The sequence below is a fragment of the Colwellia hornerae genome (assembly GCF_007954355.1).
In the GTDB taxonomy this organism is placed as follows: Bacteria; Pseudomonadota; Gammaproteobacteria; order Enterobacterales; family Alteromonadaceae; genus Colwellia_A; species Colwellia_A hornerae.
Genome location: NZ_VOLR01000024.1, coordinates 31,464 through 56,357, shown reverse-complemented (window position 1 = coordinate 56,357; position 24,894 = coordinate 31,464). Strand labels below are relative to the sequence as shown.

At 38.4% G+C, this 24,894-nt stretch carries 20 protein-coding genes; 11 read left to right on the top strand and 9 right to left on the bottom strand.

Features of this window, described 5'->3' with window-relative positions; translation table 11 throughout:
• The first annotated feature begins 183 nt into the window (after positions 1–183).
• The 3 genes from ESZ26_RS15420 (at position 184) to ESZ26_RS15410 (ending at position 6,136) form a co-directional block, all read left to right on the top strand.
• A complete protein-coding gene (locus tag ESZ26_RS15420; RefSeq protein ID WP_146800354.1) occupies positions 184–2,838 on the top strand; it encodes a TonB-dependent receptor in 2,655 nt (884 codons plus the stop codon).
• A 130-nt stretch (positions 2,839–2,968) separates the two neighbouring features.
• Positions 2,969–4,978, top strand: a complete 2,010-nt coding sequence (locus tag ESZ26_RS15415; RefSeq protein WP_146800353.1) for a tetratricopeptide repeat-containing sulfotransferase family protein — start codon at positions 2,969–2,971, stop codon at positions 4,976–4,978.
• Positions 4,979–5,098: 120 nt separating this feature from the next.
• Positions 5,099–6,136, top strand: coding sequence for a GGDEF domain-containing protein (locus ESZ26_RS15410; protein ID WP_223271674.1), 1,038 nt, complete (start codon positions 5,099–5,101; stop codon positions 6,134–6,136).
• A gap of 74 nt (positions 6,137–6,210) precedes the next feature.
• Here the strand turns inward: ESZ26_RS15410 and ESZ26_RS15405 are convergent, their stop codons facing one another.
• Together ESZ26_RS15405 and ESZ26_RS15400 are read right to left on the bottom strand one after the other, a co-directional pair.
• Entirely contained in the window at positions 6,211–8,616 is a 2,406-nt protein-coding gene (locus ESZ26_RS15405) for an ATP-binding protein (RefSeq protein WP_146800352.1), read from the bottom strand.
• A gap of 5 nt (positions 8,617–8,621) precedes the next feature.
• Positions 8,622–9,605, bottom strand: coding sequence for an ABC transporter substrate-binding protein (locus ESZ26_RS15400; protein ID WP_146800351.1), 984 nt, complete (start codon positions 9,603–9,605; stop codon positions 8,622–8,624).
• Positions 9,606–9,916: 311 nt separating this feature from the next.
• On the opposite strand from ESZ26_RS15400, the gene ESZ26_RS15395 reads away from it, so the two are divergent.
• The 5 genes from ESZ26_RS15395 (at position 9,917) to ESZ26_RS15375 (ending at position 15,209) form a co-directional block, all read left to right on the top strand.
• A complete protein-coding gene (locus tag ESZ26_RS15395; protein ID WP_146800350.1) occupies positions 9,917–10,384 on the top strand; it encodes a (2Fe-2S)-binding protein in 468 nt (155 codons plus the stop codon).
• A gap of 1 nt (position 10,385) precedes the next feature.
• Positions 10,386–12,563 (top strand): xanthine dehydrogenase family protein molybdopterin-binding subunit, encoded by a 2,178-nt coding sequence (locus tag ESZ26_RS15390; RefSeq protein ID WP_146800349.1) that lies wholly within the window; start codon positions 10,386–10,388, stop codon positions 12,561–12,563.
• Between the two features lie 90 nt (positions 12,564–12,653).
• Positions 12,654–13,676, top strand: coding sequence for an XdhC family protein (locus ESZ26_RS15385; protein ID WP_146800348.1), 1,023 nt, complete (start codon positions 12,654–12,656; stop codon positions 13,674–13,676).
• A 24-nt stretch (positions 13,677–13,700) separates the two neighbouring features.
• Positions 13,701–14,333, top strand: a complete 633-nt coding sequence (locus tag ESZ26_RS15380) for a nucleotidyltransferase family protein (RefSeq protein WP_223271677.1) — start codon at positions 13,701–13,703, stop codon at positions 14,331–14,333.
• 132 nt (positions 14,334–14,465) lie between these two features.
• Positions 14,466–15,209, top strand: a complete 744-nt coding sequence (locus tag ESZ26_RS15375; protein WP_146800346.1) for an alpha/beta hydrolase family protein — start codon at positions 14,466–14,468, stop codon at positions 15,207–15,209.
• Between the two features lie 58 nt (positions 15,210–15,267).
• Here the strand turns inward: ESZ26_RS15375 and ESZ26_RS15370 are convergent, their stop codons facing one another.
• Positions 15,268–15,675 (bottom strand): GFA family protein, encoded by a 408-nt coding sequence (locus ESZ26_RS15370; RefSeq protein ID WP_146800345.1) that lies wholly within the window; start codon positions 15,673–15,675, stop codon positions 15,268–15,270.
• A 364-nt stretch (positions 15,676–16,039) separates the two neighbouring features.
• Between ESZ26_RS15370 and ESZ26_RS15365 the strand changes: the two genes are divergently transcribed.
• Complete coding sequence (locus ESZ26_RS15365) at positions 16,040–18,373, top strand: fatty acid cis/trans isomerase (protein WP_146800344.1); 2,334 nt, start codon at positions 16,040–16,042, stop codon at positions 18,371–18,373.
• A gap of 142 nt (positions 18,374–18,515) precedes the next feature.
• Here the strand turns inward: ESZ26_RS15365 and ESZ26_RS15360 are convergent, their stop codons facing one another.
• The gene (locus ESZ26_RS15360; RefSeq protein ID WP_223271676.1) at positions 18,516–18,839 is read right to left on the bottom strand and encodes a TonB family protein; all 324 of its coding nucleotides are present in this window, start codon (positions 18,837–18,839) and stop codon (positions 18,516–18,518) included.
• Between the two features lie 292 nt (positions 18,840–19,131).
• Between ESZ26_RS15360 and ESZ26_RS15355 the strand changes: the two genes are divergently transcribed.
• Positions 19,132–20,574, top strand: a complete 1,443-nt coding sequence (locus tag ESZ26_RS15355; RefSeq protein WP_146800342.1) for an ATP-binding response regulator — start codon at positions 19,132–19,134, stop codon at positions 20,572–20,574.
• A 258-nt stretch (positions 20,575–20,832) separates the two neighbouring features.
• A complete protein-coding gene (locus ESZ26_RS15350) occupies positions 20,833–21,354 on the top strand; it encodes a prepilin-type N-terminal cleavage/methylation domain-containing protein (protein ID WP_146800341.1) in 522 nt (173 codons plus the stop codon).
• Positions 21,355–21,396: 42 nt separating this feature from the next.
• Here the strand turns inward: ESZ26_RS15350 and ESZ26_RS15345 are convergent, their stop codons facing one another.
• The 5 genes from ESZ26_RS15345 to ESZ26_RS15325 all read right to left on the bottom strand — a co-directional run bounded on the left by ESZ26_RS15345 (position 21,397) and on the right by ESZ26_RS15325 (position 24,835).
• Positions 21,397–21,780: a hypothetical protein gene (locus ESZ26_RS15345; protein WP_146800340.1), complete on the bottom strand. Its 384-nt coding sequence runs from the start codon at positions 21,778–21,780 to the stop codon at positions 21,397–21,399.
• Positions 21,781–21,818: 38 nt separating this feature from the next.
• Positions 21,819–22,817 (bottom strand): WD40 repeat domain-containing protein, encoded by a 999-nt coding sequence (locus ESZ26_RS15340; protein ID WP_146800339.1) that lies wholly within the window; start codon positions 22,815–22,817, stop codon positions 21,819–21,821.
• 128 nt (positions 22,818–22,945) lie between these two features.
• On the bottom strand, positions 22,946–23,587 hold the full coding sequence (locus ESZ26_RS15335) for a hypothetical protein (protein ID WP_146800338.1): 642 nt from the start codon (positions 23,585–23,587) through the stop codon (positions 22,946–22,948).
• A gap of 3 nt (positions 23,588–23,590) precedes the next feature.
• A complete protein-coding gene (locus ESZ26_RS15330; RefSeq protein ID WP_223271673.1) occupies positions 23,591–24,124 on the bottom strand; it encodes an RNA polymerase sigma factor in 534 nt (177 codons plus the stop codon).
• A 237-nt stretch (positions 24,125–24,361) separates the two neighbouring features.
• Positions 24,362–24,835, bottom strand: a complete 474-nt coding sequence (locus ESZ26_RS15325; protein WP_170246398.1) for an NYN domain-containing protein — start codon at positions 24,833–24,835, stop codon at positions 24,362–24,364.
• Between the last annotated feature and the right edge of the window lie 59 nt (positions 24,836–24,894).

The following is a 24,894-nucleotide window of genomic DNA, read 5'->3' as shown; positions in this document are numbered from 1 at the left end:
ACACAAGAAAATGTAAAGACGAATAAATGCCCTATTAGAAACACAAATACACCAACTAATATATAAAGATTTGTAAAAATTGTCTATAAGTCCTATTTTTTGTTAAGCTATGCGTGAATAAATATAGTTAGAACTCTAATAATATCAACTCAAAACATAATCAAACACCAAGGGATACTTAATATGAAATTCACTAAGTTGCATTATGCTGTGCTTACAGCACTAGCTGCATCAGGCTCTCTCTCTGCTGAGGAAGTCACAAAGCAACAAAAAGCAACGATAGAAGTTATTGAAGTTACTGCAACTAAACGCACTGAATCCATTCAAGATGTTCCTGTTACTGTTACCGCCTTAACCGGTGCTAGTTTAGAGAAACTTGGGGTGTCAAATTTTGACGAATACGTAGAATTTCTTCCTAATGTTGTTTTTCAGGGCACGGGCCCTGGACAAAATGAAATATATATACGTGGTGCGGCTACGGCACAAACCAATATATCTGTTTCATCGGTACAAGCATTGCAACCGTCTGTTGCTTTTTACTTAGACGAACAACCCGTTTCTATGCAAGGACGTAACTTAGATGTTTACGCCACCGATGTTGAGCGTATAGAAGTTTTACCTGGGCCACAAGGCACACTTTTTGGTGCTAGCTCTCAATCAGGCACAGTACGTTTAATTACAAAAAAACCAAACCACGATGGATTTTCTGCCGGTTTTGATACCAGCACAAGTACCACAAAAGGCGGTGATTTAAGTAATTCTGTTGAAGCTTATTTCAATATGTCTTTAACGGATTCACTTGCTGTTCGTGTTGCTACTTACAATGACTACCAAGGCGGTTGGATAGATAATATACGCAACGTACCCGGCCAAGGTGGTTACAACGGCAGTGCGGTTGTTATTGATAGAATTTCGGCTAATTTCGCTAAATTAGCCGATCCAGAAAACACGCCAACTACCGCACCACAAAATGATGCTTTAGTGGAAGACGACTTTAACACCGCCAATTATGCTGGTGCACGTTTTGGTGTCTCTTACTTAATCAATGACGAATGGAACCTTTTAGTTCAACACACTCAGCAGTCTCTCGATACTGAAGGTGTGTTTTCTTATGATCCAAATCTTGAAGGTCAAACATCAACAAACCGTTTTGTACCAGAAAATAACAATGATGATTTTGGTTTAACCACGTGGACACTAGAAGGTCGCCTTGAGCAACTAGATATCGTTTATACTGGCGGTTACTTAGACAGAGATATTAATTCAACCATTGATTACACCGGTTATACCAATGGTGGTCAATTTTCTGCTTATTATGTTTGTAACTATGCAAGTGCACCTGAAGCGCAAGAATGTCTTGACCCAACGAAATTTTACAAAGAACAAACCAGTACTTCTCGTTCGACTCACGAGCTACGTTTCAATACGCCGGCTGATAAAGACTGGCGTGTTACCGCTGGTGTTTTTTATGACACTCAAGAAGTATCATCAGTGGGTCAATTTAAAATAGCCAATACTGAACTTTTTCCTGATTTACAAAGAACACTTGCTGGTACTGAAGGTATTAACAGTAATGGCGGACCTTTCCCTGCTGAAGTAAGTTTTGTTAATGATGTTACCCACACCATAGATCAAGTGGCCGTATTTGGTCAGTTAGCTTATGACATAACCGACACAGTTACTGCAAGTTTTGGTGCTCGTTGGTATCAAATTGATGACATTTATAAAGGGGCAACAACAACCGCCGATGTTAGTGGTCGACTACGCGCTTTTGGTGACGGAAGTGATGCTGCCTTAAACGAGTTTTTTGGTGAAGAAGAGGCAAGTGCCATTAAAGACGCTATTGCCAGCGGTCAGTTAGACACAAGCTTACTTGACAATAGTGGTAAATTAACCGTAGATGATACGATTATTAAAGCCTCTGTTGATTGGAAAGTTACAGACGACATCATGGTCTTTGCATCATATTCAGAAGGTTTTAGACCGCCGGTTACTAACCGTGTTGGTGGTGGTTCTGCTGCAAACCAAGAAGGCGCGTTTGAAGGTTTCCGCATTCCAGTGTACTCAACAACAGATAGTTTAGATAACATTGAAGTCGGTTTTAAATCAACCTTGTTTGACCAATCATTACGCTTTAATGCGACCGCTTATTATTCAAAAATATCTGATCTACAAACCTCACGCTATGATCCGACCAACATTAGTTTCTTAGTATTTACTGATAACGTAGGTGATGCAGAAATTAAAGGTATTGATGGTGACTTTAGTTGGGTCGTTACTGACAACTTGGTTATCTCGGGCGCCTTTAGCGTAATTGATACTGAGTTAACATCGGTTAATGACGTGCTTGATGGTATTGCACCAAGTGTCGGTAGTAGATTACCTTATTCAGCTAAATTTTCAGGTAACCTACAAGCAGAGTATTACTATAATATTTCTGGCGACTTAACCGGCTATATTAACGGTTCAATCAGTTATACCGGTGAAAGACTTGCCGGCATGGCAATGGACGCTTATATGGTCGAAGATGCGACTAATTTAGTTTATGGCACAGGCTCAGGTTTAAGCATTCAAAAAGAAGCGGATGTTTATAAAGGTGTTAACTATCAAAGTAGTAACGGAGAAACCTTTGCTGGTGGTCGTTACATCCAAGATAGTTACGTTTTAGCCAACTTAAGCTTTGGTGTGACTAACGACGAATGGAAAGCCGAATTGTTTATCGATAATTTAACCGATAAAAGTGCCATTCTATACGTAGATACTCAACAATATACGCCAAAAGTTGTTTCTAACAGACCTCGTACCGTAGGTTTTAGATTCTCGTATGATTTTTATTAAGCGTTAAAGTTAGTTAACTTTTAAATAAAAATTAAATAAAGCCGCTTGAACTTTGTATCAAGCGGCTTTTTATTGATAGAGTATCTCATCAGAGCAAGACCACTTGTTAACCTGCCTTGGAGCAAAATCGTTGAATAACACAACTGTCCCCCCGATTGAAACACACTTAAAATCGATTCAAACCTTAATCCAAACGGCAAAATTTAACGAAGCGATTGCACAAAGTAAAGCACTGCAACAACAAGTCACCGAACAACAACATCACATTGAATTATGGTATTTAATGGCTATTGCCCAGCGCTATGGCAAAGAATTTACCCAAGCACTAACCAGTATTAACGCGTTACTTGAACTTGATGCTCTGCACAGCCGAGCAAGTCAAGAACAAGGTTATACCTATCTAGCCTTAAACAAGGCTACCCAAGCTAAATTATCCTTTGAAAAAGCCGTGCAACTTAACCCAAGTTTAGTCGGCAGCTGGCATGAGTTGATCCAACTTTACCGACAATACGGCCAACAAGAACAAGTACAAAAAGCAGCTAACCATCTCGAAAGGTTGAAAAAATTGCCACCGGCTTTACTGGCGGTTACCGAGTTAATGCATGAAGGCAAATTATTAAAAGCTGAGCAAATTTGTCGACATTTTTTACAAAATAACAAACGTCATGTCGATGGTATGTGCCTACTTGCTGAAATAGGCATGGAACTAAAAGTATATGACGATGCCGAATTTTTACTGGCTAGCGCCCTTGAATTATCCCCTAACCATATTCATGCTCGCTCTCAATATCTAAACCTCCTTATCCGTTTAGGTAAATATAAAGCGGCAGAGCAGCAGGTGGAAATATTACTGGTTACACAGCCAGACAATCTTAGCTATAAGATAGCCAAAGCCAACACCTTAACGGGCTTAGGTAAAATAGCACAAGCCATTACTTTATTTGAGCAAGCCATCGCACAAGATGATAAAATTCCTGGCTTCTATTTACAGCTTGGCCATGCACTTAAAGCTCAAGGCGATATTAAAAAAGCGGTCGCTGCTTACCAAAAAGCTTACCAATTAAACCCCAGCTACGGGGATGCATTTTGGAGTTTAGCCAATACGAAAACCTACCGTTTTAGTGATGAAGAAATCACCAAAATGCAACGCCAGCGCACAGATGAAAATTTAGCGATAGCCGACAAAGTGCAATTACATTTTGCTACCGGTAAAGCCTTTGAAGACAGAGAAGACTATCAGCGAGCCTTTCAAGCTTATCAGCAAGGTAATGATTTACAGCATGCTAGCAATGGCTTTGACATTAATAAAATAGAACAACAAGTCGCTGAGCAAATAAAATACTGTACTCACGAGCTATTTGAACTGCGTCGCAATTTAGGGCTCAACTCACCTGACCCTATTTTTATTGTTGGTTTACCCCGTGCAGGTTCGACCCTGCTTGAACAAATACTGGCTTCACACAGTCAAGTTGATGGCACTATGGAATTGCACAACATTTTAGGCTTAGCCTCTAGGTTACGCGGGCGAGAGAGTAATAAGAAGGAGCAAGAAAATCAGCAAGAAAGCCAATACCCCAAAAATTTAGCTGAAATTAATCCGACATATTTTAAACGTTTCGGTCAACAATTTATTGATGAAACACGAGTCTATCGTGAACAGGCACCCCTTTTTATTGATAAAATGCCTAACAACTTTTTACATATAGGTTTGATTAAATTAATACTGCCAAACGCGAAAATCATTGACGCTAGACGCCAACCAATGGCGTGTTGCTTTAGTGGTTTTAAGCAATTATTTGCCGAAGGGCAAGATTTTAGTTACCGCCTTGAAGATATTGGTCGTTACTACCAGGCCTATTTGAAATTAATGGCGCATTGGCAGCAGGTATTACCCGGCTTTATCTTGACGGTTAATCACGAAGATGTTGTTGATGATTTGGAAAAACAGGTCAGAAGAATACTTGATTTTTGTGGCTTAAACTTTGAACAATCTTGTGTTGATTTTCATAAAACTAAACGTACTATTAAGACACCAAGCTCTGAGCAAGTTCGTCAACCAATTTATAAAAGTGCCACCGAACAATGGCGTCATTTTGAACCTTACTTAGCACCATTAAAAAAAGTATTGAACATCGAATAAGTTGCCGATATTAAGATATTTGTAAACGTTTAAAACCATTTTATAAGCTGTTATAGTCAATGAATAAACAGCGCCTGAACACCATCGCTGCAAAAGGATTTTTTGCGAGAAAAAGCTAAAATGAATCATATTGATAACGAAAAATTTCATCAACCTCATGTCATTTCATTATTTGCATTGGTGGGCATGTCGATAACGGCTATCATGGGACTTATCGGGCTTTTTAACAAAAACTTTGTTTTAGCGATATCGTTATTCATCGCCAGCTTTATTTATTTTATCGGTTATTATACCTATAAAAAATTTAACAATGTTAAATTAAGCTCAGCGATTATTTTATATTCTTTATATATATTAATGTTTTACCTTATGTATACAGGTGGTGTTGAAAATACAGGTCCATTATGGGTATTTATTGTTGCTCCTGTTTCAGTATTTGTGCATGGCCTAAAACGTGGCCTGATAGAACTGATGTTATTTGTAATAATCTCTATCGCTATTATGAGTATACCTGCGGAAATTATTCCTCATACGGTCTACAGCACTGAATTTAAATTGCGTTTGTTATACTCTTTTTTAACGGTGACTTTTCTTTCTGCTCTATATGAATACTCAAGAGATCAATCTTATCAGCACACCTTAAAATTAAGTGAGAAATATCAACGCTTGGCGCATTTAGATCCCTTAACCCAATTATCTAATCGCCGTGCTGCGCTTACTATTTTAAAGCGAGAGCAAGCACGGGTCGTTCGAAGTAAAGAACCTTTATCGATTATTTTATGTGATATTGACCACTTTAAAAAAATTAATGATAAATACGGCCATAATGCCGGTGATGCAGTATTAATTGAGTTAGCAGAAATATTTACTCATAGTATGAGGGAGCAAGATTGTATTGCTCGTTGGGGCGGAGAAGAATTTTTATTTATTTTACCGCAAACCCAAGCCGAAAGTGCCAATATTTTAGCAGAAAAAATCCAAGCAAAACTGCAGCACCATATTGTTCATTATGAAGGCCATGATATTAATATCAGAATGAGTATGGGCATTGAGCAATTCAAAGACAATCAAAGCATTGATGAAATGATCAACTGTGCAGATAAGCAGCTTTACCAAGCGAAAAGTGCGGGCAGAAATCAAATTTTTCCAAAATTTTAAATTTATTGTTTTATAACTAGGTAATCAAAGTATTATCGCGCCTGCTCAGCATAGCTTAAAATCGAAATATGCCATTATACAATGTATTTAGTACAAGCCTCGTAAAGCTCTTGTAGCTGCACCGGTTTACTTAGCACACGATCAAAGCCTATCTCTTTGTATAACTCAACATCTTCACTCATAACATTTGCCGTTATCGCAACGATCGGAATATTAGAGCTTGCTCTAATAATTTTACAGGCTTCAACGCCATCCATTACCGGCATTTGGATATCCATAAAGATAACCTTAGGATGATGAGTTTTAAACAGTTCGATACATTCAGCGCCATTTTTCGCCATTAATATATTGGCACTGGTCGGCGCCATTAACTTATTAAATATGGTACGATTAATGGCAGTATCCTCAGCAAGTAAAATAGTGATATTGTTTAATTGCGGTGGCGCCAAAAGTGCTTTTTCTTTCAATATCTTCTGTTTATTTGTTCGAGTCAAAGGTAAAGAAATAACGAAACAACTCCCTTCATCTAGCTTGCTTTGCACTTCTATATTACCCCCCATCATTTTAGATAAATTCAAAGCGATATTAACACCTAAACCGGTGCCACCGTATTTTCTGGTCGTCGACTTATCTGCTTGTTCAAAACGGTCAAAAATACTGCTCAAGGCATATTCAGACATGCCTATGCCCGTGTCGACTACCTTAATAACGACTTCTTGTGAGCCACTGATATTAATATTTACGCTACCTTGATGAGTAAACTTAAGTGCATTAGAGATAATATTAATCAAGACCTGTTTTACTCTTGTTACATCACCTAGCCAATATTGATGAAAATCATCATCAAAATTCAATGCTAATGTGATTGAATTTTCCACCGCTATGGGTTTAAATTCATTATAAAGATTGTTGAGCAGTTCCTTTAAATCAAAAGAATTGGCCTCAAACTCTACTTTGCCTGCCTCAATTTTAGAAAAATCTAAAATATCATTCAAAATGGTTAACAAGCTTTTACAAGATGACAATCCGGTTAAAATAATTTCATGCGATTCTTCATTGTCGACAGAGTTTTGTAAAATCTGCAGTGAGCCAAAGATACCGTTCATTGGCGTACGTATTTCGTGACTCATGTTTGCTAGAAACTGTGATTTATAATTACTTACCCTTTCTAATTCTGACGCTTTTTGTTCAATTTCTTGATATGAACGTTCAAGTTCCAAGGTACGTTTTTTTACTTGAAATTCCAAATATTGTTGATTATCAAGCTGAGTAAAAATTAGCACCAAAAGTTGAGTCAAGGTTTCTATATATGAGTGATCAGCCAAAGATAGTGGAGTTTCTTTTAATAAGCCTAGTGTGATAACACCCAATACCTGGTTTTTTGACATAAAGGGGACAACAAGCTCAGACGACATCTCATTTCTCACCATAAAGGCCTTTGCTGCTAACTGTTGATATTTTACAGGTAGTTGATCAGTCGTATCTTCACTACCTTTAATAAAATGAAGTAAGCAATGGCCTTTTACCACTTCAGCGCTTAATTGATAATTTACATGAGTAAATTCATTGGCACTTTTAGTGATCCGATTCAAATAAGTAATCGTTAACTGACTAGATTCTAAGGTGTCGACACCTTTGTGTAAGAACTGTACATACTGCTTAAATAACGCTTTTTTGTCATTTACCTGCATCATTTCTTGGGCACTTAACAGTAATTGTTCCAGGTAATTATTGGCATGATTAAGTGCAAAGGCACTTGCTTTGATCTCTTGAAGAGAGCAGTTAAGGCGTAAAGCCATATGATTAAAACTATCGGCAAGTACATGTAATTCATTTCGTTTAGCAGAGTCTATTTTTAACTTGAAGTCGTCTAAATCATCAACATTTAATTTTTCTACAGCATGGCTAAATTCTTCAAGGGGTTTAATTAACATCGGTCTTACTAACCAAAGAAATATCCCCCAAAGCGCCAGCGTTTTAATAATTGAGTTAATAATGATTAGCGTAAAGCCGGTACTTAACTTACTCAGTATGACATCTCTATCTGAATAGAATACGCCGACACCCACTAATGAGTTTTCGTCTTCACGACGATATTCAATATCAAAATAATGATCTATTAAAAAATCAACCGCAATGATTTCGTTAGTGGCAAGGTGAACGTCACTTTTTCGTTGAGCAATAATATTATTGTTGGTATCAAATATTTGCACCGATGTAATCGAAGGCAGTTTAATAACGCCATCGATGATGGTATTTATGCGGTCTTCGTCAAGATCCCACAGAGCATCAGATAAAGGCTTTTCGTAAGTGGATTGATAAAGTGCGAGATCATTTTTAATCATTTGTTTAACATTGAAATATTCTATTGTCATATGCGTCAAAGTGACAACAATCGCGACAATAATATAAATAGAAAAAACACCACGCAGTAGAGTAAAACCAATGGAATGATTAATTGAAATTTTATTTTTTTTCACTCGAGTTAACCTGTTATTTTATTTGTTATTTGGCACGACGGTGAAATCCAAGACTCCCAAAGCAGTTGATTGTCTGCCAGCCATTGTCTTGCTGCTTGTTGATAAGTCGATTTGTTTACATCTACTTCGTACGCCAACTTAGCTAACATTGCGTTACTAAAGTTAATTTTAGTGAGTGTTTCAAATGCGCACGGCCATTTTATTGGCATATCATGCCAAGCGACTTTTTTTAACCAACCATCGGTAGGGTTTCCGCAATCGTGCAAAAAATTCTTATTTTCGCCCCATTCAGGTTTTGTTTCACAGTCAGAGTGGTAACGAGGAAACTCAACAAATTGCCCTTTATATTTTGCTTCAATCCAATTAGGTGTCCAATTAAATAACACTATGGGTTGCTTATTGCGTATCGCTTTATCGAGTACTTCCCAAAGCTCATCACTATTGTTAGCAGTAACTACTTTAAAGTTAAGGTCTAGTGCTCTTATTTTCGCCCCGTCGGGTTTCTCCCAAGGTCCTCCAAGATAGCGTCCCCTCGGTGAGGTTTCTTTAGTTTCAAATAAGTGCGCACAACTATTTAGCGCCCGCCAATCGGGTAAACCCGGACAGAGATCTAGCACATAGTCAGGGAACCACCATTCTTCACGCGTTGTCGCATCATGAGAGCCAGCATCGATAATGCCACCTTCATCTATCATGCGGGTATACATTTTCTCCATGGTGCCTTGCCACACTTCCATTTGTACATGTGCTAAACCACGTTGCAGTGCACCCCATTGAGCACCAGTGGTTTTTTTTGAGAAAATAACAGAGTAGCCCATACCCTCAAATAATTCGGCTGCAATATGAGATAATACCAACTGACTTGTCCAATCGTTTAAAACAATTTTTATCGGTTCGTCACTACGAAGAGTCTGCGCTTGCGAGGACGTAAACGTCAGTAGGTTACAAATAATGAATAACAACAGCATTAGTTTTTTCTTGTTATACATGTAATCCTTAGAGTTTTGTTTTGTTTTGTTTCAATATTGCACTAACTATAGACAGGTTTTCAATAAATTATAGACAATAATGACAATTATTATAAAAGCAGAAATTGTAAATACCCTCTAGTCAGCCACTCAGCAGAGTGTTTAAAATTAACATTAACTATTGCTAAAAATAATGTGAAAACCTTACTTTTAGCGCTAATAACAGCACAAGCTGTCTTTGACCGTAGATATTTGATTGTTTACCGATTTTACTTTTGTGTAATGGGCCATATCAGGCTAATCTACCATTACACAAAAATAGGATAGCACTTATGAAACAGTCGATGATAATCAACGGAAAAGCCCATGAAATTACGGTAGATGGCGATATGCCACTGTTATGGTTTCTTCGAGACAATTTGGAATTCACTGGTACCAAATTCGGCTGTGGTAGTGGTTTGTGTGGTGCTTGTACTGTTCACGTTGATGGCCAAGCCATACGTTCATGTATTACGCCAGTAAGTACCTTGGTTGATAAAAAAATCACCACCATTGAAGGGCTATCCGAAAAGGGTGACCACCCGCTACAAAAAGCGTGGTTAAATAATAATGTCCCGCAATGTGGATATTGTCAGGCCGGACAAATTATGAATGCGGCAAGCTTGTTAGCGGTAAATGCTGCCCCCACTGAAGCGGAAATTGATACCGCAATGCAAGGTAATATTTGTCGTTGTGGTACCTACCAACGCATTAAAAAAGCCATCGTTGAAGCTGCTGACACGTTAAGTAAGGAGGTTTAGTATGACCATTTCAAACGTAAGCCGTCGTAATTTTTTAAAAACAGCCGGTTTAGCGACCGGTGGTTTAGTAATAAGTGTTGCTTTACCGATGAATGCCTTAGCAGAAAAGGGCATTATCAAAGACAGTGGTGATGAACTTAATGCTTTTATTCACCTGGCTGAAAATGGCGATACTATTATCTATTGTGGCCGCTGCGAAATGGGCCAAGGTATTAGTACTGCCCTGCCTTCTGCTGTCGCTGATGAAATGGAAGCTGATTGGCAGCGTGTTACGGTAAAACAAGGTGACGCTGACGAAAAATATGGTCCGCAAGCAACAGGTGGCTCAGCGAGTATCCGCGTCATGTACCAGCCGATGCGTGAAGCTGGGGCGACAGCAAAAGCGATGTTAATTGCCGCAGCGGCAAAAGTGTGGAAAACCTCTGCTGAAAACTGTTTTGCCCAAGCACATTTTGTTATTAATAAAACCAATCAACAAAAACTCGCTTATGGTGAATTAGCAAGTATTGCCGCCAATATGCCGGTACCTGAAAAACCCGTGCTTAAGAAGAAAAGTGACTTTAATTACATAGGTAAAGAATTACCTCGTCATGATCAAGCGGCAGTAGTGGTCGGTAAACGTATTTATGGTGTCGATACTAAATTACCCGGCTTAAAGTATGCAGCCATGATCCATTGCCCTGTTTTAGGCGGTGCCTTAAAAAGCCTTGATAAAACCGAGGCTTTAAAAATGAAAGGTGTGATTGACGTTATCGAAATTCCACGTTTTAACATCCCGTTTGGCTCTATTGGCGGCGTAGCAGTTGTAGCTGACAATAGCTGGACGGCACAACAAGCGGTGAAAAAATTAATAATAGCTTGGGATTTGGGCGAGAATGCCATTTACGATACCAAAGAATATAAACAGCAACTGGTTAAAAATGTTGAAAAACCAGCAACGTTAGCCGCTGAACGTGGTGATATTGAACAAGCGTTTGGCGCGGCAAAGCATAAAATGTCAGCCACTTATACCGGAGGTCATCTTTCGCATGCCCCGATGGAGCCTAATGCGAGTGTCGTATGGGTACAAAAAGACTCCTGTGAAGTCTGGGCGTCAACACAAAGCCCTGCCGATATCCAAAAAGTATTAGGGCAGTATTTAAAGCGCGAGCCAAAAGATATTGTCGTGCATGTAGCAATGGCCGGTGGTGCTTTTGGCCGTAAATTTAAATGTGACTACGTTCATGAAGCCGCCGTTCTTTCTGAAAAGACTGGCGTGCCAATTCAGCTAACGTGGACCCGCGAAGAAGATATGCGTACCGGTTATTATCACTCGATAAACGCCCAACATATTGAAGCATCTATGGACGAGCAAGGAAACGTGACCGGTTGGTTACATCGCGCCGCTTTTCCGTCAATATCAACCTTATTTGACCCTTCGTTAGTGAGAACACCAGCGAATAGTTTAGAAGATATTACTAATCATTTATTTGGTATTGAGAATTGTCGTGTTGAATCAGGCGATGCCAAAGCTCATACCCGTATTGGTTGGTACCGGGCCGTTTATGCTATTTTCTATGGTTTTGCTTTTAGTACCTTTGCCGACGAATTAGCGTACAAAGCAGGTAAAGACCCTTTGTCTTTTGTTAATCAACTTTTTGATAACAATAAAAATAAAGAACAGCAAGCAAACGTTAAACGAGCTAAAGATATTCTCGCCATTGCTGCTGATAAATCAGGCTGGGGGAACCGTAAATCACTACCCAAAGGCCAAGCTATTGGGCTAGCGGTACACTATAGTTTTCAAAGTTTTGTTGCCATGGCAGTACATGTTGAAGTCAACGGTGATGATATTAAAGTCTTAAATGTAGACTGTGCGATAGATTGTGGCCAAGTACTTAATCTTGATGGCGCAACAGCGCAAATGGAAGGCGCGGTTGTTATGGGGATGTCGTTAGCATTAAGCACCGAGATAACCTTTCGAGAAGGCGCGGTGGTTAATTCAAATTTTCATGATTACCCCGTTATGCGCATTACCGATATGCCAAATGTTAGGGTACATATTCCTGACTCAGATGAAAGCCCGACAGGATTAGGCGAACCCGGTGTTGCTCCTTTTGCACCGGCATTAAGTAACGCTGTTTTTGCCGCATCAGGTAAGCGTTATAGAGATTTACCTTTTAAACCTATGTCAGTGTAAGGATTAAATGAAAGTTTTAGTACGAATGTTTTTATATTGTTGTAGCCATTTAAAGCAACAACAGGCATTGCTCACTGGAGAATATTTCCTATGAGCAATCATTTATCGCATTTATTAGCACAATGGTACCCGCATCGAGATAACGCTGATTGGGTACTTGCTACTATCTACAAGACCGAAGGCCCGTGTTACCGAAAACCCGGAGCTATGATGTTATTTAGTAGCCAAGGTGATCAATTAGGCATGTTAAGTGGCGGCTGTTTAGAGTCAGATATTGGCGTTAATGCTCGAAAAGTTATGCAAACAAACAAGTCAATGTTGGTTTGCTATGACGGCTCAGACGAAGATGATTTATCTTTTCATCTGGGTATTGGTTGTGGCGGCACGATTTATATTATGCTGCAGCAAGTGAGTACGGCTAATGACTATTTATCCTTGGCGCACGTCTACAACGCACTTAAACATCGTATTTCTGGCTACCTTTATCAAAGCATTGTCGAGCAAGGCAATGACGCACAAGCTTATTTCGAAGCGGCAAAAGTAACGAATATAGCAGCAACGGCGACATTAATTCCTTCCCCGTTAAATAACGATGGCGAAACTAACTGGCTAGCAACGCCGATTGTCCCCGAGCCTCATCTGCTTGTTGTTGGCGGGGGTATTGACGCACGTCCGCTGGTTAATATGGCTGAACAGTTGGGTTGGAAAGTATCATTGTGGGATCCACGTCCCGCCAATGCTCGAAAAGAATACTTTTCAAATGTTAACCATATTATAAAAGGCGAAGCCGAAGTACTGACCACCTTTGCTGCAGAAAAAGATGTTAACGCCGCCATATTGATGAGCCATAATGTCTCGATTGATGCACAGGCTCTAAAAGCTTTGGCTAACACCAACATTCAATATTTAGCTTTGCTGGGGCCAAACAATAGAAAACAGCAAGTTATTACTCAGGCTGAAGTTGTCGAGCAGTCTTTATCGTTTACCTTCGCCGGCCCTGCGGGTCTTGAAATAGGTGGCACCTTGCCAGAAAGTATCGCCTTGTCAATACTTGCCGAGTGCCATGCCAGCCTATTTAACAAAAGTGCTCAGTCAATTAGCCATGTACTTTAATACCAGCTGGTGAACAATAACTTGATGAGAACCTCTGATTATCACTTGAAAATTATTCTGCTGGCGGCAGGTAAAAGTGAACGCTTTAACGGCATTAAGGTGCTCGCAAAAGTACAACAACAAGAATCATCGGTTACTTTACTCGAACATGCTTTACAGCAACTGTCTTTGGCACTAAAGACTCTTAATATCAGTAACAAAAACATTCGTGTCGCCACCGGACGTTATCATCAACAAATAAGCGAATTATTAGCCGATCCCGACCGCTTAGATTATTGCGAAAGTGCGGCTTTAGGCTTAGGTCATACTATTGCGCAGTCGGTGCAGCATTTACTCGATGATAATGACAATATCAGCCATATAATGATTGCTTTGACTGACCAAGTTGCCTTGAATGCCAACGACTATATCTCGTTGATTGAACAATCGGTGGCGTTACCAAATAAATTAGTGTCTGCAAAAGCAGGAGAAGAGTTAATGCCCCCCGCTATTTTTCCTCGCGCATATTTTACTGAATTAGCTCAGTTGAAAGGCGATAAAGGCGCTAAACCTATTTTGTATAACAATAAGGACAAGCTACAAACTGTCAGTATTGCTCACGCTGAAAAAGATATAGACACTCAGCAAGATCTACTTAACTGGCATAACAAGAACTAAGTATTTAGCTAATAAAAACATAAAGCCTTACATTTTTTAAGGCTTGTTTTGTGACAATTCAGCACTTTATTGTTTTAATAAGCTCAGGCTCTCGCTCATTTACCCTGCTTAATCGAATCAACAAGGAAATTTATGAACGCATTGATAAAAATAATATCGGCAGTGCTGTTAATACTGAACACAGCCAGTCACGCCAATGAACTGACATTAACAACCGAACAAGGCTACGCCTTAAAAGCCAGTTACTACCAAAGTAATCAAACAAGTGATCGTGGGGTTTTGTTATTACATCAATGTAATTACAACAGAACTATGTATAACGACATCGGACAACAATTAGCAGACAAAGGCATTCATGCTTTGAGTTTAGACTTCAGAGGCTATGGTGACAGCGCCAGCGGTGAATTCACGCCAGAAACATTTGAAGCATTAACCAAAGAAGAACGAAGTGTCGCTTGGCAAGCATTGATTGCATATTGGCCTAACGATGTTCAGCTAGCCTATAACTATTTAAAAAGTAAAATGTCAGATAAAGGTATTATTGGTGTTATCGGCGCAAGTTGTGGCGGCTCTCAAGCAATTACTTTAGCGGAGAATAATCCGGTCAGTGTTATTGGTTTTTTCTCTTCCGGACAATCTGCAGAAAACATTGCTCGCTATCAAAAAGCTTTAGTGGATAAGCCAACCCTGATCATAGCCTCAGAAAAAGATACCGGTACTTTTGAGAGTGCACAAAAAATATTTAGGTCATCAACAAATATTAGCAGTAAATTTATAGCATACAAAGGCTCGGCTCACGGTTATCCCTTACTTGCTAGCGATACACAGTTAGCCAGTTATATGGTGAGTTGGTTAGAAAGCCAATTAGTGAACTAGCGCAAACACATTTACTCATCAGTTCAAGCGGAATTTTGTTAATACTGATGAGTTAATTTTATTGCCTGTTAGGTTCAAAACCATCATATCTGGGCAGGTTTGCATCCAGGTCTTCCCAGTTTGCTTTTGCAGTAACAAAATTATGTGAGCTTGGTCTTGCTGAAATATCAGAATCTATTATACCTAAACGAAGTCTCAGTCTTGTTGGATCTTGCTCATTTGAACTAAACACAGGCGAACCACATTTTGAACAAAAGTGACTGTTTCTACCAGGCTTGAAGGCAAAGGTTGTTAAAAAATCTTCACCTGAAGTGATCTCAAAGTCAGCGGCATTAATAAAACCGTTGGTGGCAAAAGCCGACCCGCTATTCTTTCGACATAATGAACAGTGACAGTGAATAATATCGCTTATTGCGCCACTAATTTTAAGGTTTATTGTGCCACACAGACACTGACCAAAATACATATAAGCCACCACTTTTGATTATCTTTATAAGACAAGACATTAGCCTTGATGCTTGGTAATCACTATAGATCCCATCAATAAGTTGTAATTATCATCATCTAAAAGCAAAAGACAAGCAATATAGCTAAACGGTGTGAGTCGTTATACCTTAGCCACTCATTATCTGATCATTGTTACTGGTCTCAACAGCAAAAAAAGTAGCCCAGCTAATCAATGCAATGACGATGAATAACATTGTCTTCATTCAACATTATTTAGGCATAAAAACAGCCTCATAAAAAAGCGCTTAACCTTGTTGGCTATTTATATTAAAATTGTTGGCTTAAGCAGCGACTGCCTGCACGTTTTATGCTTTGGGATTTTAATGCGTTTTTTTAAATTATTACTACTTTTCATCTTTATTTCTGGTTGTGCAACGATCACTTATATTGAGCTTGATGATCGTTATGGCTTTTCAAACCCAATTAAGCGCAGCAATGTTGCAGATATAACGCCGCAACAAAGCGCATTGTTTCATAATCAAGTACGCCCGATTTTAGAAAATCGCTGCATTGTTTGTCATGGCTGTTACGACGCGCCTTGCCAATTAAAAATGGAATCTGTTGCGGGTATTGAACGAGGCGCCAATAAAACCGTGGTTTATGATGGCGCGCGTTTACAAGCGATCCCGGTAACCAATATTCAAGGTAATCCTAAAACAATAGACCAATGGCGCAGTGAAGCATTTTACCCGGTTTTAAATGAACGCCAGCAATCACCACAAGCCAACTTAGCTAGCAGTCTGATGTATCAGATGCTGCAACTAAAACGCAATAATCCATTACCTGACGAGGTGATTTTATCAAAGGCATTTGATGTTAGCCTAAATCGCCAGCAGGAATGTCCCACCATAGATGAATTCAAACATTACCAAGAAAATAATCCTTTAGGTGGCATGCCCTACGCTTTGCCTAATTTACCTGATGATGAGTACCAACAATTAACGCTATGGTTAGCTGACGGCGCAAAAATGCCGACTGCTGTTGCACCAACGGCTACTGAACTCGCTATGGTTGAACAATGGGAAACTTTTTTAAATGGCGATTCTAAAAAAGAACAGCTCGTTGCCCGATATCTTTACGAACATTTATATTTAGCCAATTTATATTTTGATGCCAACCAGCGAAGCTTTTTTAATATGGTTCGTTCAAAAACACCACCAACACAAGCGCTGCAAATTATTACCACGCGTCGCCCGTTTGAAGACCCTAACGTCGAGCGTGTTTATTACCGCTTACAGAAAAAACAAGCCACAGTCCTAGCAAAACGTCATATGCCTTACCGTTTTGATTCAGCGAAACTTACTCGCTATAAAGCGCTGTTTTTTAGCCCCGATTACACAATAGAAGAACTCCCTGGATACAAACTAAAATACGCATCAAACCCTTTTATTACCTTTCAAGCCTTACCTCTTGAGTCTCGTTATCGTTTTTTGCTTGATGAAGCACAATTTTCAATTATGAATTTCATTAAGGGTCCTGTTTGCCGAGGTCAAATTGCCCTCAATGTTATTGAAGACCAATTCTGGGTAGCCTTTGAAAATCCAGAAAATATTGATATGTTTGGCATTAACAAATTTTTAGTTGAACACAGCAAGCTCTTACAATTTCCGGCCGCAACCAGCAGTAGCGTATTATCGATTCTAGATTGGCGTGAATATGCCAGTCGACAAAAAGAATATGTATCAGCGAAAAAAACCTTTATTGACAGCCTTGATCTACATGCTAGCAATATTGATCTTGATTTAGTTTGGAGCGGTGAGAATAACCCTAACGCTGCACTGACTATTTTCCGCCATTTTGACAGTGCCTCAGTGGTTAAAGGTTTTGTTGGCAAGCCGCCCAAATCTGCTTGGGTGATTGGTTATCCGCTACTTGAGCGCATCCATTATTTATTAGTTGCTGGGTTTGATGTTTATGGCGATGTCGGTCATCAATTAAAAACCCGTTTATATATGGACTTTCTCCGCATGGAAGGTGAATCAGCGTTCTTGATGTTACTGCCCAAGAAAGTACGAAAAGAGACCCACGACCTATGGTATCGCGAGACAAGTTCAGATGTTAATGACTATAATTTTTTAGCTAACTTTGCTGAGCTGCCAGACTCGGGGATTGAATACCAAACTGACCACCCCCAAGCAGAGTTATATCAACGGCTCACGGAGCATACGGCAACAACACACAATAATAGCCATCAATTAACTTCGTCAATTAATGATTATAAATTCAAGCGCTTAGAAAATCTAACCGGTAAAAGTGTCTCTTTACTACCAGAAGTTAGCTTTGTTGTCGTAAATGATAACAACAAAAGTCAGGTATTTACGCTGTTAAGAAACTCAGCCCATAGTAATGTCGCTCATTTGTTTTCAGAGAAAAAGCGTCGCTTGCAAGCAGAAGACACGCTCACCGTAGCCAGAGGCGCTATAGGGACTTACCCGAAAGCGTTTTTCAATATTAGTCAGCAAGAAGTGGCTGAATTTATTGTTGCTATAGAAAATATGAAAACAAAAGATGATTACTTTAATTTGAAAAGTCGTTATGCGGTCAGACGTACCAATAAAGACTTTTGGACGTTTTCCGACAAATTGCATCAGCAACTAAACAAGGATCAAGGTATTGAGTTTGGTTTATTAGATTACAATCGTTTGGAAAATAAGTAATCGCACTGAAAAAAAGCAAAAAAAAGGCGTTTCTTGACATCAAGAAACGCTTTATAAAAACATAAACACTAAGGGGAAATAAACTCTCATATAATAAGAGCTCCTATTGCCTGATAAGTTCAAATTAATTTGAATAAATTATTTACTCTAACGTGAAATCAAAAATAATTTTATAGCGTTCTTCGCTATATATTCCTCGACGATAACGCCATTTTGATAGCGCCTTTCTAGCAGAGATATTAAGCTCCCGATTAACATTCAACTCGACGGTATTAATATTTAAGACTTCTCCTTGTGGCGAAAGACTATAAGCCAGCTTTACGGTGCCTGATTGTTGGGCTCTAATTACGTCAATAGAGTATTTTGGTTGCTCTTGATAGAGTGGCACCAAAGATAACCTTGGTGGTTTGATATCGGCAGTCACTGAAACAGTGACAACATCAATAGGCAGTGATGCAACATTCATCGTCACGACATTTCTTGGTATAGGCTCTGGTAACAGATATAAGCGCTAAAGTTGCCACTTATACAGGTAAAACGCTTGGAAAAAGTAAAAGGGATTAAATTATTTTTAACTAAAGAGAGTTTTTATAAATAACCTAGTGATTACTTATCATTAACTCCATTTTTGTGTAATGTTTGTTGGTTTCATAAAGATGACACTAGCTACTGTTCAAAATAAAAATAAAGAGTATAGTTAATGAACGCTTATCGTTCGTTTATTTACCAAGGCGCTTTATTTCAGACAGGGAGTAGTTATGATGAATTCAAATATTTTCTTAGTAAACCTACCAGACCAGGTCACGACAAGTTTACTGCCTGTCTTACAAGGGGAGAATTTAGGACATGTCCAATCGTTTATTACTGATGACCTCACCCAACCCTTAAAAATAGCTATAACAAACACTGATTATCTTATTCTTTATATTGAAACAATTGATGAAGAGAGTATTGCCAGACTTAAATTAAAACAGAATATACCCACTTTACTGATAACCCGTTCTCTTAATTTTGAAATGGAAAGAACAGCCAAAGAACATTACATTGATATGGTGGTCAATGAGAATGATAGCGAATTAAGTTCGCTTATTTACGGTTTTATCAGACAACACGATATTTATCGCTTTCAGCACGCACTGGTCGTCGATGACTCCAGAGTTGATAGCCGCATTGTTGCTAATATTTTGAGTAGTGAGTTTATTAACAACGACACTGAGCTCAATAGCGAGCAAGTGATCGAGCGCTTAAGACTGACACCCACAATTAATATTCTGATACTTGATTATGAGATGCCTTCTAAAAATGGCTGCGAATTAATGCAAGAAATAAAGGAAACTTTTTTGGATCGATCTTTTATTTTTATTGGTTTAACCGGCAATAGAAATGGTGCGATTAAATTTCTAGCCAACGGTGCTGATGATGTTTTTATCAAGCCAATCGATAATGAACTCTTTACCTTGACGCTCAGAAGACTGATCTTTAATGCACATAAAATGAATAGAGATCAATGTACCCTCAACGACTATAAAAAAATCATTAATAATATGACCAAGGAAATTTCTGATCCTATTTACGTGTTAACAACGGTGAATGATTGTTTATTAGAGGGAAAAGTCAGCAAAGCACAATACGAAAATTTTAAAACACTTAGCCAGTTATCGAAAGAAAAGTTAACACATACCTTTGACAGCTTCTTAAACTATTTTGCCATTTCTAACTATATGCAAAGCTCTGCTTTAAAGTCATCTTCGTTACAATCTATGATAGCAACACAACTATACCTAGAATCAAGCAGAGATAAGTTACGTAACATTATCGTCAAAAAGTCGTTTGATGACGATATTAAAAACTTATGTGTTCCAGAAAAAATTGGGCAAGTTATCAATCAATTAACTCATGATGCGGTGATGCGCTCACAAAACGGTGGCGAGCTTACCATACGACTTTATACAAAAAATGAGGATATTGTTTTTGAAGTGCAAGACGCCTCATCTGTAAGTAAAGCATCATTACTAACATCGGTTGGCATAGAAAAGCCCCCTGAAGGTCTAATTCAAACACCGATTTTAAATCAATTACTTTGCCAAAAAATTATCAATGAATACGACGGTTCTTTAGGGGTTCATCATGAAAACAGCGGTGATGTACATTTTTTCAAAATTCCCAAAAAGACATTCTACCTAGGTAAAATATACCATTAGTTTATATCCTCCTCGCTTGATGACCTTGCTGGCAAAGTCATCAAATTATTACTTTGCCAGTTCTTTTTAACGTGCAGCAACAAGTCTACTGAGTTTTTCTATAACGGTATCAACAATTTTCGATGACTACACTTATAATGAATGGTTAAAATAGTTTATTTTATGTTGCTATGTTGTTAAAGTGCCAGGCATCTAATATCACTTAACGTTTATGCAAGTAATGTTAAGTAACAATATATAATTTTGCGTGTACACTCGATGAATAGTAGTAAAGGTTTCACTTTAATTGAATTGGTCATTGTCATTGTCATTGTCATCTTAGGCATATTATCCGCCGCCGCATTACCCAAATTTATCAGCTTATCAAAAGATGCAAAAGTAGCGGTGCTAACGCAGTTTAGCGTCAGCGTAAAGGCCGCTAATAATTTAATCTTTTTAAAGTCAAAAATGCCAAGCTATTCTACCTTTCCTGTCACTGGCCGCGCTGATTTAATTGATATAGATATAGACCGTAATGGCGTTATTGACCTTAATGGCGTTGATTTAAGATTATTACACTCTTATATTGATAATCATGAAATTTACAAGCAGATTGATGTCTCTGAGGAGTTTAAGCTTTCTGGTGGCAAGGTCTTTGAAGAACAAGGCGCAAACCTTGTCTTTATTGGCTATGATACCAATAATAATAAAGTCAGTGATGATAATTGCTATTTTAGATATACCCAAGCGCAATCAGCAACAGTAGGCCCTGCCTACGATATTATTGCTGACGGTTGCTAATTTAGGCAATCAATAGAGGCAATAATTCTCTTATGCATTTGATTAATTAATTTCTTCAAATGCGACCACATAATAATCGTCCATTAGCGCGCTTTTCAATTCGGTATAAACTTTAAATCGCTTAACACCATGGCTCTTGGTCTGAATATTTACGGTCACCATAACAAAGCTATCTTTTTCAGCATCTATTGATTCCATACTCAGTTCCCATAAGCTTTCAACTACCTTCTGATATTGGCGATCAGGATAGGCTTTTTGCCACCAGTGGTTTTTATCTGGTATATCAGTTAAATCCCAACCAATAATATTAGTAAAGCGCTGATTTAAATAAACCAGAGCATGATTTAACGCCTTTTCCTTAAGCTCAACAACAATAATAGGCAGTGGTAACATATCAAAAAAAGTCGTTGGAATGGGCTTAGACAAAGTTGTACCTCTAACCTAAAAGGTTATAAAATTAATATTTAATCGACAGGAAAATGCCACAGCTCTACAATTCCATCACTATTACTGGCATGAATAGACTTAATACTTTTAGCATTTTCGATCGTTTCACTCCGCCCTACATTCATTGCGACACTTAATACCGATGCTCGGCCATTTTCCATTACTGACTGCCACTGAGCGAGTAATGCGCCATCAGCAACTCGCCACAACTGTAGTACTTGTCTTGGTGAGCCGGTTAAGAATAGCTGCTTGTCAGTAGAAAAAACAGAATCATTAACCTCCATAAATTTTAAGTAAGTACCTAATTCAGCAATGAGCTGGCCAGTTTGTAAGTTCCAAAATTTGCGATCTTTAATAGCATCAATACTAAAACCAACCAAACCGTCGCTACTGATATCAACATGATTAACTCGGCTAGCATGGCTAAATTCAAACAAGGTTTTACCTGTTGAGGTGTTCCATAGTTGCGCTTTTTTATCACTTGAACCAGTAAAGGCAATTTGACCATTTTCAGACAGACTCACGGCGTTTATATCTAAACGATGCTTTTGAAAGGTTGTCACTTTATTGGCTTTGGTATCAATAATACTGGCTTTACCGCTACGAAATCCCAGTAAAAGTAACTGACCACTTTTAGATGCCGAAATATCATTAATTATATTATCAGCGACTTGCCACTCACCGACTATTTGAAGATTATCAGTAGTATATTGCTTTACCGAGACACGATTAGAAAGATATAAAAACTGATTATTTTTACTAATATAAGCGATTTCAATATGCTGTGCGTGGTCAGCTGGCAGACATTGTGGCATTGTAGATTGCTGATTATTTTGCCAAAGACAGACCCCCTGGTTATTAACAACAACTGTTAACTTGCCATCATCTGATAGTGCCGTGGCTGCTATCACTGATTTACTGTAATTACTTTTGCTAACCGCGGCAGAGTTATAGACGTCTTGTTGACTACAGGCTGATGTTAGTAAAAAAAGCATCAGTAATATCAAAATTTTCATTGTCTAATCATTTTATTTTTATAATGTAACTACTATCGCACATCTTTAAGAAAAGCAGATAATTTTTGTTCGCTAACGCTCAAAGGTAATTTACAGCGTTAGCCATTATTAAACAGGGTTTTATAATGTTATTTTCTCAGTTCTTCCATATCGGCAATGAGTTCATCCAGTTTTTTAAATTGGCGGCCATAAACTAAATTTAGATCCCAGTGATAAATAGTCTCCGCGGAGCGTGCAAAAATCAGCGTGACTATAGCGACAGCAACAAGTAAATAATAGGGTTGACCTAAGATAAAAATATCCGTTGGCAACACATCAACTAATAATGAAATCACCTTGCCTCCCGCTTTACTAACAATCGCTTGCACAGCCATACCCAGAAAGAACAGCGGATAAAATACTTTGTAATACCCAGAATACCTTTCAATTGAATTTTTTAGCCAATCATTAAAAGCCATTAGGTAGTCATAACTACTTTGTCCTTTAGACAAGTTAACCGAATTTTTTAGTTCTTTTTTAGCGATGATGAGCAATGGCGCTAGTAAACAGCAAATATATAAACCTAAAAATGGCGCGCCAATAAGGCTCATCATAACCAGCATTATCAAGCTACCAACTATGACAGCTTTAATATTGAGTTCGAACATATTTAGCAGCTTATCAACAATGTTTTGCGATTTACGATTATATAAATCATTTATCTTTGGCGCCGTTAAGTTTGCCTCGTTAACAAAGCCTTCTTTCCACATCATTTCTATTGATTTAGTCACGTGTTAATCCTTTTGATTAATAATTTTGTTAAGACGGTCTTTTATACGCTTAATGCGAACACCAATATTATTAGTATTACTGCCAATAATATCGGCTATCTCTTCATATGTTTTTTCTTCGAGATAGAGTAAAATTATCGCTCTGTCAGTTTCAGACAAATGCTTGATAGCGTTGTATAGCTCATTAATCTCATCACTTACAAAGGCTTTGCTGTCATCTATTGCTTCCTCTGGTAAAGCGTCTGAAACGATCGCTTTATCGCCATCTTTTCGTCGTTTCAAATAAGTTAAGCAGACATTAAGTGAAATACGGTAAATCCATGTTGACCATTCGCTCTCTTGATTAAAATTGTCTTTGCTGCGCCAAATCTGTAAACAGACCTCTTGATAGTAATCTTCAAAATCTTGCTGGCTGTTGGTGTAAGCTCGGCAAATTTTAATAATGATCCCCGCAAAAGGCAGTATAGATAATTGATAAAAGTCACTTCCCATGTAAACCCTGCTCTGTGTTGATGTGTTTTGCTTAGTTAGTGGCATGAAGTAAAGCTTTATTACACCCTAGGCTAAATATTTTTATTATATAGTTATAGGGAAGCCATTTAAGAACTAAAATTTATAGCATCATTTTTTAATACGACCGTTAAATGAAATAGCTGAGACTAATAGAGAGACAGGTAAGTGATATTACCGTTCCTTGGAGAGGTTAATTTTTTAGAGGAAATAGCCATTAATAATCACTAGGCCATATAGTTAAAGTTATTTCGACCAGACAAGTTACATTAACAACCCATCATCAATTGGAAAATAATCATCCGCCGCGTTAATTAATGAGTTAGCGGTTAAAGCTGACACACCATAAACATGCGTGGTTACACCATAACGTTCTTTAACTTTACGAAGTAGCAAATCAAAATCACCGTCGCCAGATAATAATATAACGGTATCTACATCGGCAGCACTTTCCATGACATCAATGGTAATACCGACGTCCCAGTCACCTTTGGCAGAGCCATCTCGGCGTTGAATAAACGGCTTAAGCTTTACCTCAAATCCAATATGTTTTAACGCTTTTTGAAATTTATGTTGGGCATCGTCACTACGTTGAATTGCATAGGCATTGGCGATAACAATATCGCCTTGCTCACTAATTTGTTGCCAAAACTTGCGGTAGTTAAACTGCCTTTGAAAGCTATCACGGGTGGTATAATAAATATTTTGTACATCTACAAATATAGCTATTCTGTTCAGTTGGGCTGTCATTTATTACTCGATGTTAAAGGAAGGATGTTGGTGATGACCACCATTAC

Excerpts from the sequence above, each read along its gene's own strand:
- ESZ26_RS15360 (WP_223271676.1), bottom strand. The coding sequence starts at position 18,839 with ATGAATGTTGCATCACTGCCTATTGATGTTGTCACTGTTTCAGTGACT.
- ESZ26_RS15400 (WP_146800351.1), bottom strand. The coding sequence starts at position 9,605 with ATGTATAACAAGAAAAAACTAATGCTGTTGTTATTCATTATTTGTAAC.
- ESZ26_RS15330 (WP_223271673.1), bottom strand. The coding sequence starts at position 24,124 with ATGCCACTAACTAAGCAAAACACATCAACACAGAGCAGGGTTTACATG.
- ESZ26_RS15395 (WP_146800350.1), top strand. The coding sequence starts at position 9,917 with ATGAAACAGTCGATGATAATCAACGGAAAAGCCCATGAAATTACGGTA.
- ESZ26_RS15350 (WP_146800341.1), top strand. The coding sequence starts at position 20,833 with ATGAATAGTAGTAAAGGTTTCACTTTAATTGAATTGGTCATTGTCATT.
- ESZ26_RS15380 (WP_223271677.1), top strand. The coding sequence starts at position 13,701 with ATGAGAACCTCTGATTATCACTTGAAAATTATTCTGCTGGCGGCAGGT.
- ESZ26_RS15355 (WP_146800342.1), top strand. The coding sequence starts at position 19,132 with ATGATGAATTCAAATATTTTCTTAGTAAACCTACCAGACCAGGTCACG.
- ESZ26_RS15385 (WP_146800348.1), top strand. The coding sequence starts at position 12,654 with ATGAGCAATCATTTATCGCATTTATTAGCACAATGGTACCCGCATCGA.
- ESZ26_RS15420 (WP_146800354.1), top strand. The coding sequence starts at position 184 with ATGAAATTCACTAAGTTGCATTATGCTGTGCTTACAGCACTAGCTGCA.
- ESZ26_RS15340 (WP_146800339.1), bottom strand. The coding sequence starts at position 22,817 with ATGAAAATTTTGATATTACTGATGCTTTTTTTACTAACATCAGCCTGT.
- ESZ26_RS15365 (WP_146800344.1), top strand. The coding sequence starts at position 16,040 with ATGCGTTTTTTTAAATTATTACTACTTTTCATCTTTATTTCTGGTTGT.
- ESZ26_RS15375 (WP_146800346.1), top strand. The coding sequence starts at position 14,466 with ATGAACGCATTGATAAAAATAATATCGGCAGTGCTGTTAATACTGAAC.
- ESZ26_RS15410 (WP_223271674.1), top strand. The coding sequence starts at position 5,099 with ATGAATCATATTGATAACGAAAAATTTCATCAACCTCATGTCATTTCA.
- ESZ26_RS15390 (WP_146800349.1), top strand. The coding sequence starts at position 10,386 with ATGACCATTTCAAACGTAAGCCGTCGTAATTTTTTAAAAACAGCCGGT.
- ESZ26_RS15370 (WP_146800345.1), bottom strand. The coding sequence starts at position 15,675 with ATGTATTTTGGTCAGTGTCTGTGTGGCACAATAAACCTTAAAATTAGT.